At 53.4% G+C, this 18,462-nt stretch carries 16 protein-coding genes; 3 read left to right on the forward strand and 13 right to left on the reverse strand.

Features of this window, described 5'->3' with window-relative positions:
* Positions 1-11: 11 nt before the first annotated feature.
* From NSU14_RS23765 to NSU14_RS23810, 10 genes are all read right to left on the reverse strand, one after another.
* Positions 12-503: a DinB family protein gene (locus NSU14_RS23765; RefSeq protein WP_340947482.1), complete on the reverse strand. Its 492-nt coding sequence runs from the start codon at positions 501-503 to the stop codon at positions 12-14.
* Positions 504-1,652 (reverse strand): N-methyl-L-tryptophan oxidase, encoded by a 1,149-nt coding sequence (gene solA / locus NSU14_RS23770; RefSeq protein ID WP_340948982.1) that lies wholly within the window; start codon positions 1,650-1,652, stop codon positions 504-506. It abuts the gene before it with no gap.
* A 22-nt stretch (positions 1,653-1,674) separates the two neighbouring features.
* Complete coding sequence (locus NSU14_RS23775; RefSeq protein WP_340947483.1) at positions 1,675-2,874, reverse strand: amidohydrolase; 1,200 nt, start codon at positions 2,872-2,874, stop codon at positions 1,675-1,677.
* Positions 2,871-3,893 carry an LLM class flavin-dependent oxidoreductase gene (locus tag NSU14_RS23780; protein WP_076242443.1) on the reverse strand — a complete coding sequence of 341 codons (1,023 nt, stop codon included), beginning with the start codon at positions 3,891-3,893 and terminating at the stop codon, positions 2,871-2,873. Before NSU14_RS23780 ends, NSU14_RS23775 begins: the two co-directional genes overlap by 4 nt.
* Positions 3,894-3,904: 11 nt before the next feature.
* The gene (locus NSU14_RS23785) at positions 3,905-4,657 is read right to left on the reverse strand and encodes an amino acid ABC transporter ATP-binding protein (RefSeq protein ID WP_039301123.1); all 753 of its coding nucleotides are present in this window, start codon (positions 4,655-4,657) and stop codon (positions 3,905-3,907) included.
* Positions 4,654-5,364 carry an amino acid ABC transporter permease gene (locus NSU14_RS23790; protein ID WP_171716848.1) on the reverse strand — a complete coding sequence of 237 codons (711 nt, stop codon included), beginning with the start codon at positions 5,362-5,364 and terminating at the stop codon, positions 4,654-4,656. The genes NSU14_RS23785 and NSU14_RS23790 overlap by 4 nt, the downstream gene beginning before the upstream one ends.
* Complete coding sequence (locus NSU14_RS23795) at positions 5,364-6,146, reverse strand: amino acid ABC transporter permease (protein ID WP_039301115.1); 783 nt, start codon at positions 6,144-6,146, stop codon at positions 5,364-5,366. Before NSU14_RS23795 ends, NSU14_RS23790 begins: the two co-directional genes overlap by 1 nt.
* Positions 6,147-6,181: 35 nt before the next feature.
* Positions 6,182-7,063 carry a transporter substrate-binding domain-containing protein gene (locus NSU14_RS23800; protein ID WP_340947484.1) on the reverse strand — a complete coding sequence of 294 codons (882 nt, stop codon included), beginning with the start codon at positions 7,061-7,063 and terminating at the stop codon, positions 6,182-6,184.
* On the reverse strand, positions 7,060-7,584 hold the full coding sequence (locus NSU14_RS23805; RefSeq protein ID WP_336102094.1) for a GNAT family N-acetyltransferase: 525 nt from the start codon (positions 7,582-7,584) through the stop codon (positions 7,060-7,062). Before NSU14_RS23805 ends, NSU14_RS23800 begins: the two co-directional genes overlap by 4 nt.
* Before the next feature lie 111 nt (positions 7,585-7,695).
* Positions 7,696-8,592, reverse strand: a complete 897-nt coding sequence (locus tag NSU14_RS23810; RefSeq protein WP_340947485.1) for a LysR family transcriptional regulator — start codon at positions 8,590-8,592, stop codon at positions 7,696-7,698.
* A 280-nt stretch (positions 8,593-8,872) separates the two neighbouring features.
* On the opposite strand from NSU14_RS23810, the gene NSU14_RS23815 reads away from it, so the two are divergent.
* Entirely contained in the window at positions 8,873-9,433 is a 561-nt protein-coding gene (locus tag NSU14_RS23815; RefSeq protein ID WP_340947486.1) for a GNAT family N-acetyltransferase, read from the forward strand.
* An 847-nt stretch (positions 9,434-10,280) separates the two neighbouring features.
* On the opposite strand, the gene NSU14_RS23820 is transcribed toward NSU14_RS23815, so the two are convergent.
* Positions 10,281-11,687, reverse strand: a complete 1,407-nt coding sequence (locus tag NSU14_RS23820) for a VWA domain-containing protein (RefSeq protein ID WP_081969869.1) — start codon at positions 11,685-11,687, stop codon at positions 10,281-10,283.
* 142 nt (positions 11,688-11,829) lie between these two features.
* Here NSU14_RS23820 and NSU14_RS23825 point away from each other — a divergent pair, with 142 nt between their 5' ends.
* Positions 11,830-13,227, forward strand: a complete 1,398-nt coding sequence (locus NSU14_RS23825) for a TerD family protein (protein ID WP_081969868.1) — start codon at positions 11,830-11,832, stop codon at positions 13,225-13,227.
* Positions 13,228-13,319: 92 nt separating this feature from the next.
* Here NSU14_RS23825 and NSU14_RS23830 read toward each other — a convergent pair whose 3' ends face one another.
* Together NSU14_RS23830 and NSU14_RS23835 are read right to left on the reverse strand one after the other, a co-directional pair.
* On the reverse strand, positions 13,320-14,276 hold the full coding sequence (locus NSU14_RS23830) for a 3'-5' exoribonuclease YhaM family protein (protein WP_039301406.1): 957 nt from the start codon (positions 14,274-14,276) through the stop codon (positions 13,320-13,322).
* A 205-nt stretch (positions 14,277-14,481) separates the two neighbouring features.
* Positions 14,482-16,785 (reverse strand): FMN-binding protein, encoded by a 2,304-nt coding sequence (locus tag NSU14_RS23835; protein WP_340947487.1) that lies wholly within the window; start codon positions 16,783-16,785, stop codon positions 14,482-14,484.
* 487 nt (positions 16,786-17,272) lie between these two features.
* Between NSU14_RS23835 and hemH the strand changes: the two genes are divergently transcribed.
* A complete protein-coding gene (gene hemH, locus NSU14_RS23840) occupies positions 17,273-18,334 on the forward strand; it encodes a ferrochelatase (protein WP_042134527.1) in 1,062 nt (353 codons plus the stop codon).
* The last annotated feature ends 128 nt before the right edge of the window (positions 18,335-18,462 follow it).

Raw genomic sequence — 18,462 nt, forward strand, 5'->3', positions numbered from 1 at the left:
TTGTGTATTTATTACAAAATGGGTTGCCGTGCAGAGAGACCGGCTTCCGCTCCCCGCTTGATCCGCTCGATCTGGGCCAGATGGGTCTGCACATGGGCGATGAAGCTGCGGACGATATCGGCAATCCGGATGGTGTCTCCCTTGACATTAATCCCGCTTTTCTCCCAATCACCGGCACTCAGCCTTCCGAGCAGAAGACTATTGTAATGCAGCAGGCTGCGGAACAGCTCCAGGCTGTCTGTCGCCTTACCCTGATTGCTGTGCTGCCCGCTGACCCAGGCATCCTGATTGAATGCCGGAAGCTGCACCTTCGTATCCGCCAGAATATCACGAATGCGGAAGGAGACCACGATGCTGTGATCAGCCAGATGTGCCAGCACCTCGGTTACGCTCCAGCTGGCCGGTTCTGCCTTCCACTTCAGCTGCTCATCGGATAAGCCTTCCAGTGCCTGCACCAATTGCCCGTGCGTATTCAAGTACTCTGTTAGCTCCACACTGCTCATTTAGATTCCCTCCAATGTAAGTTTCGATGGCGGCTGGTCAGGCCCGGTATTGAAGCGTGACAGCGCAAAAGGCGCAATATTCTGCCTCGTATTTCCCTGCACAGCCAAATCTGCGAGGATCTCTCCGACTACGCTGGAGAATTTGAAGCCATGTCCAGAGAAGCCTCCGGCCAGCAGCACATTGCTGTAGGCCGGGTGGCGGTCAATAATGAAATCCTCATCCGGTGTATGCTCATATTTACAGACGGACCCTCTAAGGAGCTTCCCTGCTGCGCCGGGCATGTAAGCCTCCAGCACACGGCGAAGGTCGCCTTCATCGCTCTCCAGACTGCCGAACGGTGCCAGCGGTTCGCCAGACCTCCATTCCTCGCCTGTATCATGGCGGCCGATCTTCAGTCCCGCCCCGCCGATGCCGGGGAAGCCGTAGAACCCGCCTTCCTCAGCACCCAGCGTGAAGCCGGGGAACCTCCCGGCCTCGAAGTCCGGCGTACTCCCAAACCAGCCCACTACCTTGCGGATGGCTTTAATCGGCAGGCTGACAAAGGGTGATAATGACTTAAACCAGGCACCGGCGCTGAGAACAGCAGCCGCTCCATGGTAATCACCGTTCTTTGTATGAACCGTGACACTCCCTTCGCGGGCCGTCACATTCAGGACGGGGGTATTCGTCAGCAGCTCCGCACCGTGAGCCAGCGCCCGCTGCCGGTAAGCTGTTATGCACCGCTCGCTATAGAGGTAACCCGCATCCGGCTCATACATCGCCTCGAAGGATTCTGGAACGTTCAGCACCGGCCAGCGGCGGCGGATTTCGTCCGCATCCAGCTGCTCGGCCCGGACCTTCCGCTTCCGGGCTTCCACCAGGCGGCCGGCGAAGGAATAGACGCCGCTGTCTGCCAGATTGAGCACGCCCGAAGGGACAAGCAGCTCCGTCCCGCTCTCCGCTTCAGCCTCTTCCCATAGCACCTGGGCACGGAGTGCCAGGTCAATATAGGCCGGATCTCCGCTATAGGCATGCCGGATCAGCCGGGTCTCTCCGTGATGGCTGCCTTCGGTATGCGGCGGATCAAAGGCATCGATCAGCAGCGTCTTCACGCCGCGCCGGGCCAGATGATAACCCGCGCTCATTCCCATCGAGCCTGCGCCAACAATGATCACGTCATATAAGGGATGGTCAGCTATGATCCGCACCCCCTTCAGCCGCGAAATGCTCCAGCACCCGTACCGCCAGGCTGCTGAAGAATCCGGCACCTACAGGCAGAGCCGCTTCGTCCAGATCGAACGCCGGGTGATGCCATTCCCGGCTTCCGGCCGTGCCGGTGAAGACAAATAAACCGGGAACCGCCTGCTGGTAGAAGGCGAAATCCTCCCCGGCCGGTGAGGGCACCGGCTTCACGGAGGTGTAGCCCAGGTTCGCAGCCGTTTCTTCTCCCAGCCGGGCCAGCAGCACATCATTGATAACCGGCGGCGGTCCGCCGATCCAGCGCACGCTGGCTTCCGCCCCCAGTGCGGCCGCAACACCTGCCACCACCTCTTCGAACCGTTTCAGCACTCTGCTGCGCACCGCTTCATCGAAAGAACGGATCGTCCCTTCCAGCACCGCCGTCTCCGGGATGATATTCCACGAGTTCCCGCTGTGAATCTGCGTAACGCTGATGACAGCACTGTTCAGGCTGCTCACATTCCGGCTGACGATGGATTGCAGCGCCGTTACGATATGCGAGGCCGCCACGATGGGATCTATACCGGCCTCCGGCACTGCCGCATGGGTTCCGAACCCGCGGACCTCCGCGATGAAACCGTCAGCGGCTGCCATCAGCGGACCTTCCTTAATACCGATGGTCCCTACCGGCAGATCCGGCTTATTATGCATCCCGATGACCGCGCGGACATTATCCAGCGCTCCGGCAGCGATAATCTGCTGCGCGCCTTTGGCTTTCTCCTCGGCAGGCTGGAACAAGAAGCGGACCGTTCCCTTGAGGCTGTCTTCCTGCGCCTTCAACTGATATACCGCCCCCAGCAGCGCAGCCGTATGAAAGTCATGCCCGCAGGCATGCATTTTGCCCGGAACCTGTGAGGCATAAGGCAGCCCGGTTTCTTCCTGAATCGGCAATGCATCAATGTCGGCCCGCAGGGCAATCACCGGACCGCCCTGCAAGCCACCGATCTCGGCAATCACTCCGGTCTTCAGCCCGTAATCCACTATTCTCACTCCTGCCTGCTTGAGCAGGGAGGTGATATATTTCGTAGTTTCATATTCTTCATTAGAGAGTTCAGGATGCCGGTGCAGATGACGGCGGATCTGGGCCAGCCGCTCATTGAACGGTAATGTATTTATTGCCTGTGCAGCGGATTCTGCAGCTGTGCTTGTCATGATGAGGCCTCCGCCGGAACCCCGGCGAGCGCTTCAGCCAGCAGTTCGAAAGAACGCAGCCGCTTATCGAAGGGCTGCACGTTGGTCGTTACAATGAACTCCTCTACCCCGGACGCCTCAGCCAACGCCTGCAGCTGTCCGCGGACCGATTCCTTCGTTCCTTTGGTAACCTCAGGCTCCCGCTCTTCCAGGGTGTAGGGCTCCGTGCTCTGGCGGGTGAACTCCTCCGCCTGCTCGCGGGTAGCCACCGTCAGCTTCTTCCCGCTGGCGAGGTGAATGCGGATCAGCTTATGCGCTCCGCCCAGCTCTTTGGCCTCCTCTTCCGTATCGGCCACGATTACAGCCAGCGCGATGATCACTTGCGGCTCCTTCCCGCTGCTGATATTGAAGCCGCTGCGGTAAGCACGCACCGCTTCCAGGGCAACGGCCTGATCGCCGCCGATGAACAAAGAGAATACATACGGCAGCCCCAATTCCGCAGCGATTTCGGCGCTGGCGACACTTGCACCCAGTACATACAGCTGCGGCGGAGTTCCCGGCAGCGGGCCAGCCTTCAGCCCGGTGAGCGGATGATCCTCCTCCAGCCGGTTATGTACATATTTCTCCAGCTCTATGATTTTATCGGTCAATGAAGGAGCCTCGCCGCCCCCCTGCTGCAGCGCCTGCGTACTGCGCGGCAGCCCGCCGGGAGCGCGCCCGACGCCCAGGTCTACACGGCCCGGGGCCAGCGCAGCCAGCACGTTGAAATTCTCCGCCACCTTGTACGGGCTATAATGCTGCAACATAATCCCTCCGGAGCCTATGCGGATGCTCTCCGTCTTGGCCAGCAGATGCGAGATCAGCACCTCCGGTGAAGATCCGGCCACCTGCTCGGAATCATGATGCTCGGATACCCAGAACCGGCGGAAGCCGAGACGCTCCGACAGCTGCGCCAGCTGGACTGTATGCTGGAAGGCCTCCTCCGGCGTCTCTCCCGGATAAATCGGGCTTTGATCCAAAACGCTGATTGTAATCGCCATAGTTATGCCTCCTAGATGGAATAGTTCAGCTCCGGCGTAATCCGCTTCAGGAACTGCTTGGTTCTTTCTTCACGCGGATGGTTGAACACCTCGGTGGGTGTGCCTTCTTCGACAATCACGCCGCCGTCCATGAACACCACATGGTTCGCCACATCGCGGGCAAAACCCATCTCATGCGTCACCACAATCATCGTTATCCCTTCCTTGGCAATCTTGCGGATCACCGCAAGCACTTCGCCTACCAGCTCCGGGTCGAGTGCAGAGGTCGGCTCGTCGAACAGAATCACTTCCGGCTCCAGCGCCAGTGCCCGGGCTATGCCGACCCGCTGCTGCTGCCCGCCGGACAGCTGGCTTGGATAGGCATCCAGCTTGCTTCCTAAGCCGACCTTTTCCAGCAGTGCGATGCTTCTCTTCCGTGCTTCCTCCTTCGGAAGCTTCTTGACGATCAGCAGCCCTTCCATCACATTCTCCAGCGCCGTTTTGTGGCGGAACAGATTGTACTGCTGGAAGACCATGGCCGTTTTTTGCCGCAGCTGGTGAATATCCTTTTTGCGGGCATGCCGGCAGTCCAGCTTGAACTCACCGATCGAGATTTCGCCGCCGCTTGGCTTCTCCAGATAATTCACACAGCGCAGCAGGGTTGTTTTGCCGGAGCCGCTGGGGCCGAGAATGACGACAACTTCCCCTTTGGACACCTTCAGATCAATATTGTTCAGCACCTGATGGCGCCCGAAAGACTTCGATATACGTTCCAGCTTAATCATGCGACTCCACCCCGGTTATACAGATTTATCCGTTTTTCGATCAAGGCGGTGGCCCGCTCAATGAGGAAGGTCAGCCCCCAGAAGATCAGCGCCGCCGCCAGATACGCCTCGAAGAATTTCCAGTTTGTCGAAGCTACGATTTGCGCCTGGGCATTGATATCCACGACCGATACGGTAAAAGCAAGCGTAGACCCGTGCAGCATTCCGATCACGGAATTCGACAGATTGGGCAGGCTCGCCGCCAGCGCCTGGGGGAATACGATCCGCCGGAGCGCCTGGGGAGTGCTCATCCCTATGGAATGGGCGGCTTCGATCTGACCGCGGTCCACCGCCAGCAGGCCGGAACGGACGACCTCGGACATATAGGCTCCTGCTGTAATGGAGAAAGAAATGTAGGCGAAGCCGATCATCGGAATCGACACCGAGCGGAAGCTCCAGCCGAAATATGCGCCAAGCCCGTCGATAATCATCGGTAGCCCGAAATAGATCAGCAGCAGATGCGTCAGCATCGGGGTACCGCGGATGAAGGTGACATACCCCACCGCCAGCGGATACAGGACAGGTACTTTATAAATCCGGACCAGTGCCACCACAATTCCAATCGCGAAACCGGCCAGTACCGAGACCACCGTGATATACAGCGTTGTAGGAATGGCTCCCAGAATCTGCAGGAACGCCGTCCAGATAAACGATGGGTCCAGCTTCATTACGCGCCGCCTCCTTTACCCGGTCCCATGTCCGCAATGATATGGCGGTAGGACGCTTTTTTCTGCAGGCTGAATTTCCGCTTCACCGGACTGCCCTGGTCTTCATGCCGGAGTAACCGGCGTTCCGCCACCAGCAGCAGCTTCTCGATCGTAAAGCTGATCACGAGATAGATGAGTGCAAGTGCAATATAAGTTTCAATAAAATGCTGGGTCACGCTGCCCAAAGTCTGCGCCTTACCCGTCATCTCCATCACGCCCAGCGTGAACGCAAGCGAAGTATCCTTCAGCAGCGCAATGACCAGGTTCGAGAACACCGGAATGGCAATCCCCAGCGCCTGGGGTAATACGATCCGGGTAAAAGCCTGATAAGAGGTCATCCCCGTAGCATAAGCCGCTTCCACCTGGCCTTTATCGACAGCCGTTACCGAGGCGCGGATCATCTCCGACATGAAAGCCCCCGTATGCAGCCCGTAGGTCAGAATTACGAATACCAGCACCGGCGTCCGCGTCATATCGAGATTGACCAGCTTCAGCACCTCGGGCAGACCGTAATAGAACAGGAACAATTGGATCAGAATCGGCGTTCCCCGGAAGAATGAGATGTACACCTCGGCTAAGGTCTTCAGGACCGGCACCTTGTACAGGCGGGGAAGGGCAATGATAAATCCGACAATCACACCTGCCAGCAGCGAACAGGCTACGATCAGCAGTGTTGTGCTCAGCGTAGTCAGCAGCTTAGGCAGAAAAGAGAATACAAAACTAAGATCAAACGGTGCACCCATCCTGCCCCTCCTTCTCCGCTATAACGGCAGCCTCATCATTGAACCGCGGATGTGGTGACGTCAGCCCCCAGCCACTGCGTACTTATTTTGCCCAGCGTGCCGTCTGCCTTCAGCTCTGCGACCACTCCGTCGATGGCATCCGACAGCTTCTGCGACGGGGCATCATCCTTGCGGTACACATACAGAATGTCAGCGGAGGACAGCTCAGCACCTACTGCCTGCAGCTTGCTCTGCGGATCAATAATCGGCAGTACGAAATCCGCAGCGAGCGTGGCATCCACACGGCCCGAGTCGATCTGGCTCACCGTATCGTTGGCTGCACCGTTCTGATAGACAATTTTGATCGAATCCGCGCCGTGCTCCTTGTTGTAATTCTCGAGAATTTGCGCTTGTGCGCTGGTTGCGCCTGTCAGCACCTTTTTACCTTGCAGATCGTCCAGCGTCTGGATCGAATCATTGCCTTTGGCTACAATAATGCGGTTTCTCCAGTGGGCATAAGCTTCTTTGTTAAAAGAATACTTCTGCTCCCGCTCCGGGTTCTTCTCCATAACATGGGCTACCAGATCAATCTTCTTGGTCTCCAGGCTCAGCAGCAGATTGCTGAAGTCCATCGTCTGGAATTCGAACTCATACTCCGGCAGACGGCTGTCAATTTCCTTCAATAGCTCTACATCAAACCCGGTCAGTTTGCCGTTCTCGTCAATGAAGCAGACATTCGGAAAAGCGGTGCCTGTGCCCACCACGATCTTGGTCACCTCTGCCGGTTCTGCGGCTGCAGTCGTTGCCTCCGCACTGGTCTGCGGTGCTGCTTCCGCCACATTCCCGCTGCTACTGCTGTTCGCACTGTTATTGCTGCCGCAGCCGGCGATCACCAGCGTTAATGCCAATGCAGTTGTGAGCGAAATGGTCTTTTTCATCTCTCTATCCCCTTTAGGTTGTAGTATGGTTGAGCGGTAAGTGTCTTTCTCATCAAATACATAATGCCGTCGCCATTCTGCGCATCCAGCTCCAGAATCCGTTCATACCCCCGGCGTTCATACATGGGAACCAGCCAGGGATGCTTCTGTGCCGTAGCCAGGGTTACAGCGGAAGCCCCCAGCTTGCCGTGAATAATATGCTCCTCCACCCAGTCGAGCAGCTTCCCGCCGTAACCTTTGCCGCTGCGCTCGGGATTCACTGCGAACCATTTCACAAAAGGCAGATCAGTTACCGCCTTGACCTCTCCGCTCTTCGAGAGGGTGATCGTCGCCTCCACGTTGCCGTCGATCTCCAGCACATAACACTCATTGGTGGCGATGTTATCCTGAATTAGAGCCAAATCGGCGTTTGCCGCCGGCCAGTGCAGTCCAAGCTCGCGGATCAGCTGATAGGCACGATAGGTCACATCCAGCAGCTGTTGGGCATCCTTCTCTCCGGCCTGCCGGTATACCTCGCTCATTTCATGCCCCCGTTTCTCAATTTAGATAATCCCTATCTGTTTAGTGGTGATTATATGCAATTAACTTTATCACTGCATGTAGCCATGCGCTAATAGAGTTTTTTAATACTGTTATACAAGAAGTCGATCCGGCTTACTGCGGCCCACCGCCAGTTCCAGCAGCGACTCAATGAATTCCGCATTCTCCCCGTTCAGCGAGATCAGGCTGGTCCGCAGGGAAATCCCTTCCGTCTCAGCGATATCCACCCTGATCAGCGTTCCCGCCTCCACTTCCTCCTGTACACTGAGGGCCGGAAGGAAGCAAATCCCCGCTTGCCTCAGCACGAGCTTCTTGGCTGTCTCCAGATTATCCACCTGATACACAATGTCCGGCGGCTGCTCCATGCTCTCGAATACCCGGTGCAGGCGCATCCAGTCCAGCGAGCCGCACTCGAAGAATACAAGAGTCTCCTCCCGGATCTCCTGGATGGAGGCACGGCCCTGGCGGGCCAGCGGATGACCGGCATATACATACAGCGAGATTGGATCCTCACAGAAGGGGAACGACTGAATGGCCGGATTGACCACTTTGCGGATAAAAGCGAGATCAATCTCCTTCGCCTTCAGCTTCTCAATTAATGAATCGGTGGATGAGGTTGTCAGTTTGAAGCGGATATGCGGATATTGCCGCTTCAGATGCTGCAGGAGCTGCGGCATCAGATAATTGGAGACCGATACCGTGCTGCCGATTCTCAATTCATCCGGAATCTGGCCCTTCGACTGGATCTGATGTTTGCCGTTCTGGTAGACCTGCAGAATTTGCTGCGCATAGGGGAGGAACTGGCGGCCTTTATCCGTAAGGTTAATCTGCTTGCCCAGCCGGTCGAACACTCTGCAATCCAGCTCCCGTTCAAGCGACTGGATGCGGGCCGTCACGGTCGGCTGGGAGATGTAGAGTACATCTGCCGCTTTGTTGAAGCTTCCGTAATGGTTGATGTAGACAAAGGCTTCAATATTCTCGATGTTCAAGCGTAGTCCTCCTCCACAACTTTATTTAAATTTACTATTCCAATTGATTAACAAGGAATTGATGCCGTACGGGTGTATAGATTTTGTTTATATCTTAGTCACCGGCCCTTTTTTTGTCAACTGACTTATCGTGTAATATACAGCAAAAACCATTACATAGATCACAAAACCAGATAGAACTTTTCTATCTGTTAATCGGTTTTGTTAAATTCCTCTTATATTCATCGGAATTATGAATTATAATAAGCGTCACATCCCATTTCTGAACAGGAGGTACCCGATGAATCATTCAGCAGAAATTGTAATCCGTGAAGCCGCAGAGGCTGACCGCGAGGCTATCGCAGGAGTTCTGCTTGAGGCTTACAGCGAATATTCAGCCGTGCTGCCCGAACCTTTTTGGGTGGAGTACCGCGACTCCATTCTTGATTCCGTCCATGGCAATGCTCCGGTCTCGCGGATTGTAGCGGAGCTGGATGGGCAGATCATAGGCAGTGTGCTGCTGTTCACCTCTTCAGAGGCCGCTTACGGCAGACCGGAGCTCGGTATCCACACGCCGATCATCCGTCTGCTCGCTGTTTCTCCGGCTGTCCGTGGACGCGGGGTTGCCAGGCTGCTGATCAGCGAGGCCGCCAGACAATCTGCGCTGCTTGGAGCAGCCAGCCTGAATCTCCACACTTCGGACATGATGGCATCCGCAATCAGGCTGTACGAGAAGCTCGGCTTCCAGCGGGCTTATGAAACGGATATTAAGAACGGGGACACGCTGGTCAAAGGATACCGCCTGGAGCTTCCCGTCTCCGCCGGCCTGCAGACGCAACAAACCTCCACCTCCACAGCCTGAGCAGAAACGTCCCGCCGTCCTTTAGGGGACGGTAACCGTTCCAGCAGGAATATAAGGATAAAGTATGCTGGTGGCTGCTGAAAGAAACCCGCTTGCAGGTTAAAACCCGCGCAGGAGTGTGTAGGTGCGCTGATTGGCGGCGAGGCTGATTGGCGGCGGGGCTGATAGGCGGCCTAACTGACGGGCGGCGGGGCTGATAGGCGGCCTAACTGACGGGCGGCGGGGCTGACAGGCGGCAGAGCTGACAAGCAGACTTTTATTTTGAACAGGAGCCTATACCACCGCGCAGCCCCGGGGGTTGGTTTATTTTAGCTGCTAATATTTAACCGCTGATAGTAGTGGAGTCCGGTGATGATGGTGGGGATCAAATTATGATGCAAGTCCGCTAATTATGATGGAAATCCGGGATATTTAAAAAATCCTGCACAAAATACAACATTTTCCTCATAATCTCGGCCCTAATCCAAAATTGTTGTATAAAATACAGCATTCCTCCTCCTCTAAGCCGCTTAGCGGGAAAGATTGTTGTATTTCATACAACAATCTTCCCGAACGCCCACCTATCTGCGAGATAAAGTTGTAAAAAGTACAACAATAATGCCTATACAGTGTGAAGGTAATATTGGTGAGCGCTAAGTGGTATATACGGCTAAAATAAACGCTATCCAGCGTAAGCGCCATACGGGTGAATAGCTATGAATGAACGCTATCCAGCGTGAGCGCCATACGGGTAAATAGCTATGAATAAACGCTATCCAGTGTGAGCTCCATACAGGTGAGGACGGCTATAGATAAACACTATACTGCGTAAACACCATACAGGCGTACGCCATACTGGTGTTCGCTGCTAGAGAATCCGCTTCGCCTTCGCCGCCTTCAGCCACTGCGGGAATTCATTCAACAGCTGATCATAGAGCTGCTCGTCGTTCACTTCTTCTATGCGGTCCAGATGGATGAAGTTTGCGTTATCCACCAGCCTTCCGCCCATCGTGTCGAGCTGCTTCAGTACCTCGAAATCAGAATCACCGATCCCCACAAACTGCCAGAAGATCGGCAGCGAGGAAGACGCCATAATTACTTTTTTGGTTGGCTTCACTACGCCCCCGTCATTAATAAAGATAATGAAAACCGGGGTTGTATCCTTCTCCTCGCGGGTGTATTTCCGAATCACATCCTCCATCACCGGCGGCTCATTGTTGCGTCCGAACTTATGGATTGAATCGTTGTTCATAATATGAGTGAAGACATAGCTCCCGAGATCCCGTTCCGTTACCGGCGGCAGCCTGCTGAATTCCGTATCATACACCCACACATCCAGCGAACCGTTGTCATCCAATTGACAGGCTACGGCCAGAATACGTTCCACTACTTCCTGCACGATACCGCTGGAATAGAGGTTTCTCATGGAGCCGGTGATGTCCAGCACAATTCCCACTCTGGCTTTTACATCGGTCAGCTGTTTTTTGACCAGGGTGAACCCGACAATTTTCTTGCGCAAATCTATGGATGACAGGACGTTGACATCGGCGGCCGGTGCAGTCTGCGGAAGGATGGTCTCCGACTTTTCTACATTCTCTACTTTCTCTACTTTCTCCGCCTTCTCTACTTCATCTACCTCCCCCTCCGCCTTCTCCAATACCTTCTCGATCGTCTCCGTCTTCTCCACCAGTTCGGCTGTAGCTGCTGCTTCGTTGCCTGCCTCCGGTTCAACCTCAAGCCCATAGCTCTTGCAGAGCGCAGCTAATCCTCCGTTAAAACCGCTGCCGACCGCGCTGAATTTCCACTCTCCCTGATGACGGTACAGCTCCCCGGCCACCACTGCTGTCTCGTCGGACAGATCCGTTCCATAATCGAACCGGTATAATTCCTCACCGTTCTTGTGGTCCATCAGTGACAGCTGCAGTCCGGACAGCTCCTTCATCCGCAGATTCTGCTGCTCCCCCTCGTAGATCGTCAACGTCACCGCAATCCGGGCATATTGCTCCGGAATTCCGGATAATGAAATCAAGAGGCTCTCCTCGTTCTCCCCCTCTGCCGTATGACTTACCGTTCCATCCCTTGATACCGGATTACCGTAAAATATAAAATCCTCGTCCCGTTCACACCGGTTCTGCCCCGACAACAAAAAGGCTGCTGCATCCACACTGATTCCGGCATGCTCCGTATTCCAGCGCAACCGGATAGTTAGATCACGGACGCCCTTTCCCTTGGTGATATCTACTTTTTGGCCTTTTAACAGCTGCAAGTCTCTCATCTCCCCGTTATAGCAGCATATTCCAGCAGTTCATAGATAAGGCATACCATATCCGCTGCGTTTTGTACATTCTGCTGGATTGTAATTCTCTCTGCGCTCCTTTAATATGAACCTTATACATGATAGATAAGGGGCTTTACCTATGGATTTTACAGCAATAGACTTTGAAACAGCCAATTCCAGCCGCTCCAGCGCTTGCGCATTGGGGCTTGTTCAGGTTAGAAATGGTGTGGTCACCGCAGAATATGACTGGCTGATTGACCCGCGGCAGAGGTTCGACGGAATGAATATCGCGATACACGGAATTACGCCCTCAATGGTTAAAGGCAAACCTACCTTCGCAGAGCTGTGGCCCACGATTGAACCGCTGCTGCAAGGCGAGATTGTGATTGCGCATAATGCTTCCTTCGATATGAGTGTTCTGCGTTATTGCCTGGATGATTCGTTATTCAGCTATCCGGATTTCAAATATATGTGTACCTACCTGCTGGGCAAAAAAATGCTTCAGGAGCTGCCCTCCCATAAACTGAATGTAGTCTCCGAGCATTTCGGCATTAGGCTGAAGCACCATGATGCGCTGGATGATGCCAGAGCTTCGGCACTCATTCTATTGAAATTGATGGAGCAATGGCAGCAGTTCGATCCCCTCCTCTTAGCCGGCAGCCAGGGCTACCAGGCAGGCACGATGTATGCGGGCGGTTATACTGCCTTCAAGGCATCCCCCAAGAAAGCCGCCAAGAAACCGGCGGCCCCGAAGACTGCTGCAGCAAAGACGGAAATTCCCGTAAGCGCGGCTGTACCGGATCGCGGAGCTCCCCTCGTACCCACTCAGCGTCTGACTTCTTCTGCAAGTCTCCCGGCTGCAACACCGTCTGCCCCTGAAGTTCAAGCTGTACCCGTGCTGGTGAGAGGCCAGCGGGTGGATATCGGCGGTAAGCTCAGTGCTTCGAGAATTCTCATGTCTGTGGAGTGGGATTCAACGCTTTCCGCCATGGAGCCGGACACCTCTGCTTTCCTGCTTCGAGAGACAGGACGCTGCGGACAGGATCAGGATTTTGTCTTCTATGGAAACATGGAAGACCCCAGCGGTTCTGTATTCTACTCGAAGCCTGCTCCAAACGCGGGACATCTGCATCTTCAACTGGCGAAGCTGCCTGCGTCCATTACGCGGATCGCTTTGACCTTCACACTCTATGGGGAGGCTTCCGGCCAGAACCCGGGCCAGATCAATAACGCCTCCGCTTCACTAATTGATTCCCAGACGGGAACCAGGCTGGCCTCTTTTCCCTTTGGCCTGGGCTTAAACCTTGAGACGGCAGTAGTCATAGGCGAGTTCTACAGGCACAAGGACAAATGGAGATTTGTTGCCATTGGAGAGGGATTCCCGGGCGGACTCCGTGCCCTGTGTAATCATTATGGTCTTGAGGTGGAACCTCCTGAAGCTGCGGCTGAGTCTGCTGCTGAATCAGCCGCAACAATAGAAACAGCAGAAATAGTACGAACAGCCGGCAGCATTCCTCCGTCTGCCCGCAAATCATAGAATTCATGCCCCTTATGGCATGAACAAACACCCCCAAGCCGCAATGGTGGCTTGGGGGTGTTTGTTATTCTCTTATGCGTTACAGCACAGCCTCAAATTTTCATCCGGTATACTGCCTTATTCTCCAGCCCGCGGATGAACGGTGTCCATTCCTCAGTTTCCGGAGTGGTATCAAGAGCATCCTCCACCATCTGTAGCTTGGCGTCCATGGCATCTATATGATGCAAAGCGACTGCTTCTGCGGTCTGCGGCTGCACCGGACTTCCCCATTCACCCAGATTATGATGTGATAGGACCAGATGCTGCAGGGCCAATACCTTCTCCGACTCCAGATCAATGCCGGTGCGGATTGCTGCCTCTGTAATCCAGCTTGACGCCATCGATATATGCCCGATCAGCTTGCCCTGCACACTATAATCCGACACTATGCCGAATTGTGAGATCATTTCCTCCGGTTTGGCAATATCGTGGAGGATAATTCCCGCTCTCATAAGATCAGGATTCAGGAACGGGCGCTGCTTGCACAGGAAATCCCCGATCTCCAGCATCCGCACCATATGATAAGCCAGTCCGGCGAAATAAGCATGATGATGCGTTTTGGCCGCAGGATAGTGCATCAGCTTCTCTTCAACCTTGCCTACACAGAAGGATACGATCGATGCGACCTCCTGGTCGGTTATACTGGCCATTGCATTCTTAATCGTGTGGATCAGATCCACAGGACGCACAGGGGCTGAACGGATGAACTCGGTAAGCGACACGCCATCGGACTCATCCGCCAGTCTGATTTTGGTTATTTTGACCTGCAGCTTCTCCCGGTAAGTATGGGCAATCCCGCGGACCTTCACCAGGGCCATCGGGAAAAAAGTTTCTTTATCCGTTACACTTACATCCCAATATTTAGCCGACAGCTGGCCGCTGGAATCACCAAGTACAATATCAAAATAATCCTTTGGAGGAGTACCGTTTGTCTGTTTGAGCACCAGTTCCCTAAGCAGATAGAAGCCGGTGAATTCATCCTGTGGGGATAGCTGTTTAATTAATGTCATGAAGAGCCTCCTATTACTTACAGGCTTTGAACCTGCGGTGTATATTAAAGTTTAGACATTCACATCCGAAATCCCTTTAAATTACTATACGATATCCATTCTTAATTATGTCCATCCCCCCTTGCAGCCCGTTCGTGCAAAAATAAAAAAGGGATGCCCCCAACCATTTGCATGGTCGAGGACGCCCCTTTGTGGTTAGATTCAATTATTTGCCAGCTGCTTCAAGTGCTGCTTTGATAGCTTCAATAGCTTTGGCAGAGATTGCTTTCTGAGTATCATTCGTTCCGAATGCTGCAGCACGGTATCCGTACTTGTGCAGTCCTTTGCCGTTAGAAGTATTCTCGATTTCGTATTTCACGAGCAATTCGTCTTCCGTCAGGTTGTATCTTACTTTACCTTTATCATCAAGGTAGTAAACAACCATAGTTACTGGAACATTGAACTTAGTAGTAACCATTACATTTACGGATTTGTCAGCACTGGCACCGATGAAGATCCCGTCGAAATATGCGGCCTTTTCGGTTTCAACAACTTCAGCTTTACCGTAAGCTCTGTCAACGGCAGCTTTAAGTGCATTGCTGCTGCTGGTAGCGCCGGATACAGCATCTACTTGTGCTACACCTTCTCTTGTGCCTGCAGCCAGGAAGTTAGCTGTCAGCACCGGAATTGCTTTTTGAACTTCAGCGTAAGCGGCTTTACCCAGGTCTACCATGTTCATTCCTACACGGGAAAGAGCAACATTTACGATCTTGCCGTTACGCAGGGTAACGTCAGCTTTGTTTGTACCCTTGTCATAAGCGTCACCGTAAGCGGTGAACGTGCCGTCTTTATAAGTGCCTTGTACTTTGGAAGCATTGGTCAGGGCATCAGTCAGGGCTGCCTTTGCTGCAGCAGATACAGCTTCCTGGCCAGCGATATCAGCAGTGTCCACGCCGTTTGCAAGCAATCCGGCTGTCAGTTGATCCACAAGGGATTTCTGTGCATCCGTACGCTTATCGTCAGCAATAATCTTGCCGTCTGTACCGAACATGCTCAGTTTGATAGCAGTTACTTGATCGTCAGCAACATCTACCAGCAGAAGAACTTTAGACTGGTTATCCACTCCGGCAAATTTTCCGTCGAAGTATTTACCTTCTGGCGAAACCTTCAGAGCCTTCTCGAAAGCTCTTTCTACTGCCTGGTTCCAGCCGTGGCTGCTCTCAGTAGCGCCGGAAATTCCGTCTACCTTCTCATCATAATTAGCGATATAAGAACCGTTAGCAAGCAATTTAGCAGTCATAGGAGCATTAGCTTTCACTACTTCAGCATAAGCAGTTGCGCCTCTGTCAATCAGGTTAGTGCCAAGTCTGAACAATTTCACATCAACCAGCTTGCCGTTACGGATTACAACATCAGCTCTCTCAACGCCTACGCTTCTTGCTGTACCGTAGGAAGAGTAGAATCCGTCCACATAAGCGGAAGTGTTGTTGATGCTGGCATTTTGTTCAGCATCCCAGAATGCGTTGATGGCAGCTTTGGATTCAGCTTCGAAGCCGGCTACAGGCTTAGCCGCAGAACCATTGGCCAACAGCACTGGTGTAATTGCTGCAATCGCTGCAGTTTGTTCAGCAGTATAAGTCTTCTCATCTGCGAAATCTCCAGTTGCAGTCAGCGGATACAGCTTAACTGCAGTCAGCTTGTTCGCATCATAGCTTGCGAATACAGCGTATTTGGCTTCAGGGTCTACACCCATGTGGTCGCCGGCGAAATAAGTAGCATCAGCCGGTTTATCCTGCAGCGATCTTTCGAACGCTCTGTCAACCGACAATTTCCAGCCGTTGCTGGAGCGGGTTGCTCCAGATACAGCATCAACAGCTGCTGCGCCGTCTCTTGTTTTGCCGATCAGTCTGTCTTTCATCAGACCGTATGCCACCCATACGCCGCTGTAATTATCACGGGCGTTGCGGTCGATAATTTTCGGGCTGGTTCTCAGCAGCTCGATGTCGGCAATTTTGCCGTCTTTGATTGTAACTTTAGCGCCTTCAGTACCTTTGGAGTAAGCATCGCCATAGGCTACATAGACTCCGTCTTGATACACGGCTTCTTTAACAGTAACCGGTGCTGCTGTTGCAACAGGCTTAGCTGTAGCAGCTGGCTTAACTGTTGCTGCTGGTTTAGCAGATGCTTTGGCGGATGCTGCAGGTGCAGCGGTTGCTGCCGGTTTAGCAGTTGCTTTAGGTGTTGCTGCAGGCTTTGCGGTTGCTTTAGGTGTTGCTGCAGGCTTTGCGGTTGCTTTAGGTGTTGCTGCCGGTTTAGCAGTAGCTTTAGGTGTTGCTGCAGGCTTTGCAGTCGGTTTAGGAGCTGGTTTGGCAGTCGGTTTAGGAGCTGGTTTAGCAGTAGCTGCCGGAGCTTCTTCCGAAGCTGCTGAAACCGCATCCACCTTCAGGTTCAAGGCCGGTGCGTTAATCGTGTAGGCGATTGGCGCGAGCAGCAAGGCTGCGCTTACAGTCAAAGCAATTAGTTTTTTCAAATGCGTATTCTCCTTTATTATATCCCCAGTAGTATGTAGCTCTTGTAAACCGTTTTTCCCGTTCATTCCATTCCTTCTTACAAAGAGTACCCTGACTCTTCATAAGAGGTCATCCCCCCTTTCCCGTTCCTGCGCGACCCATCCCGTGTGCAAAAAAGATGCATCCATTTATACAATCTTTTAAAAGGTGAAACAATTCACATAAAAAGGTGAATAAATTCACATAAGATGATTTCAGGCTGCTATCGGTAATTTCTGGCTTGATGGTATCAAAATTGAAACACTTTTCTCTGTATATAAAATCACACACCCTATAAGAAACATCACTATTTCGCAATTAACTTCAAAACTACAATTCTTCTAACTCTCAAATTCTCCCATTTACACCGTCATATGATAATAATGTGATACAACACATAGTAACTCTGCCTCTATATGTGATATTTTTAAACGATGTCATGTTCATGGAAAGGAGCCGCTGCTGCTCATGAATCAGCCTCCCGTAGGAGTTATTCTTGCTCAGATCGGAACACCTGACGCGCCAAGCGCCAAGGCGGTTCGTCCATATCTTAAGCGCTTTTTGTCTGACCGCAGAATCATTGATTATCATCCGCTGCTCTGGCAGCCTCTGCTGCGCGGCATCATCCTTCGCACCCGGCCGCGCCGGTCTGCGAAGCTGTATCAGGAGATCTGGATGAAGGAAGGTTCCCCGCTGCTCGTCCACTCCAGGGCTCAGCAGACTGCGCTGCAGTCACTGCTTGGCAGCCGCTACCAAGTGGAATTAGGTCTTGCCTATAGTGAGCCAAGCATGCAGCAAGCCTTCCGCAAGCTGGAGGCTGCAGGTATTACACGGATCATTGTACTGCCGCTGTTCCCGCAGTATTCCTCGACCACAACTGCGTCGGTCTATGAAGCTGCAAGCTATGCCGCACTGGGGCGGCATAGCCGCTCAGGGCAGGTCTCCAAACGTTTCGTGCCGGCTCTGCGCTTCATAGAAGCCTATCATGATGCGCCGGACTATATCTCGGCGATGAAGTCGCTGCTGCTCCGGAAGCTTGGCGAGCTGGACGAAGAACCGGATTACTATATTCTGTCCTTCCATGGAATTCCCCGCCGTTATGCCGAGACTGGGGATCCGTATCCGCAGCAATGCCATGAGACCGGCCGCCTGCTTGCAGAGGCTATGAATTGGGCACCGGAACGCTGGCAGATTTCCTTCCAATCCCGCTTCGGACCCGAGAAATGGGTCGGCCCTTCTACTGCTGATACGCTCAAAGAGCTCAGCGGACGCGGAATCCGGAGGCCTATGATTTTCTCCCCGGGGCTTGTAACCGACTGCCTGGAAACGCTGCATGAGCTGGCTGTAGAAGGCCGGGAACTCTTCGCTTCAGGCGGTGGAACAGCTGAGAATTTAACTGTCGCCCCCTGCTTGAATGACCACCCGGAATGGATAGACTTCCTCGCCCGGATGGTGAACCGCACAGCGTTAGGCTGGTTCCCAGCTGCAGAAGCTGCGGAATCATCCACTCCGGAGACGTTCATTACCTAAGAGGAAGCGGCTATGCCGTCCTTTGAGGGAAGGCTTCCGTTCCAGCGGGAAATATAAGGATAAAGTATGGCGTAAACATACTTCCTTCTATATTTAAAGAAAAAACCACCCTAACGGGTGAATCAAGC

This window comes from Paenibacillus sp. FSL R10-2771, from assembly GCF_038000205.1.
GTDB classification, from domain to species: domain Bacteria; phylum Bacillota; class Bacilli; order Paenibacillales; family Paenibacillaceae; genus Paenibacillus_AQ; species Paenibacillus_AQ phytohabitans.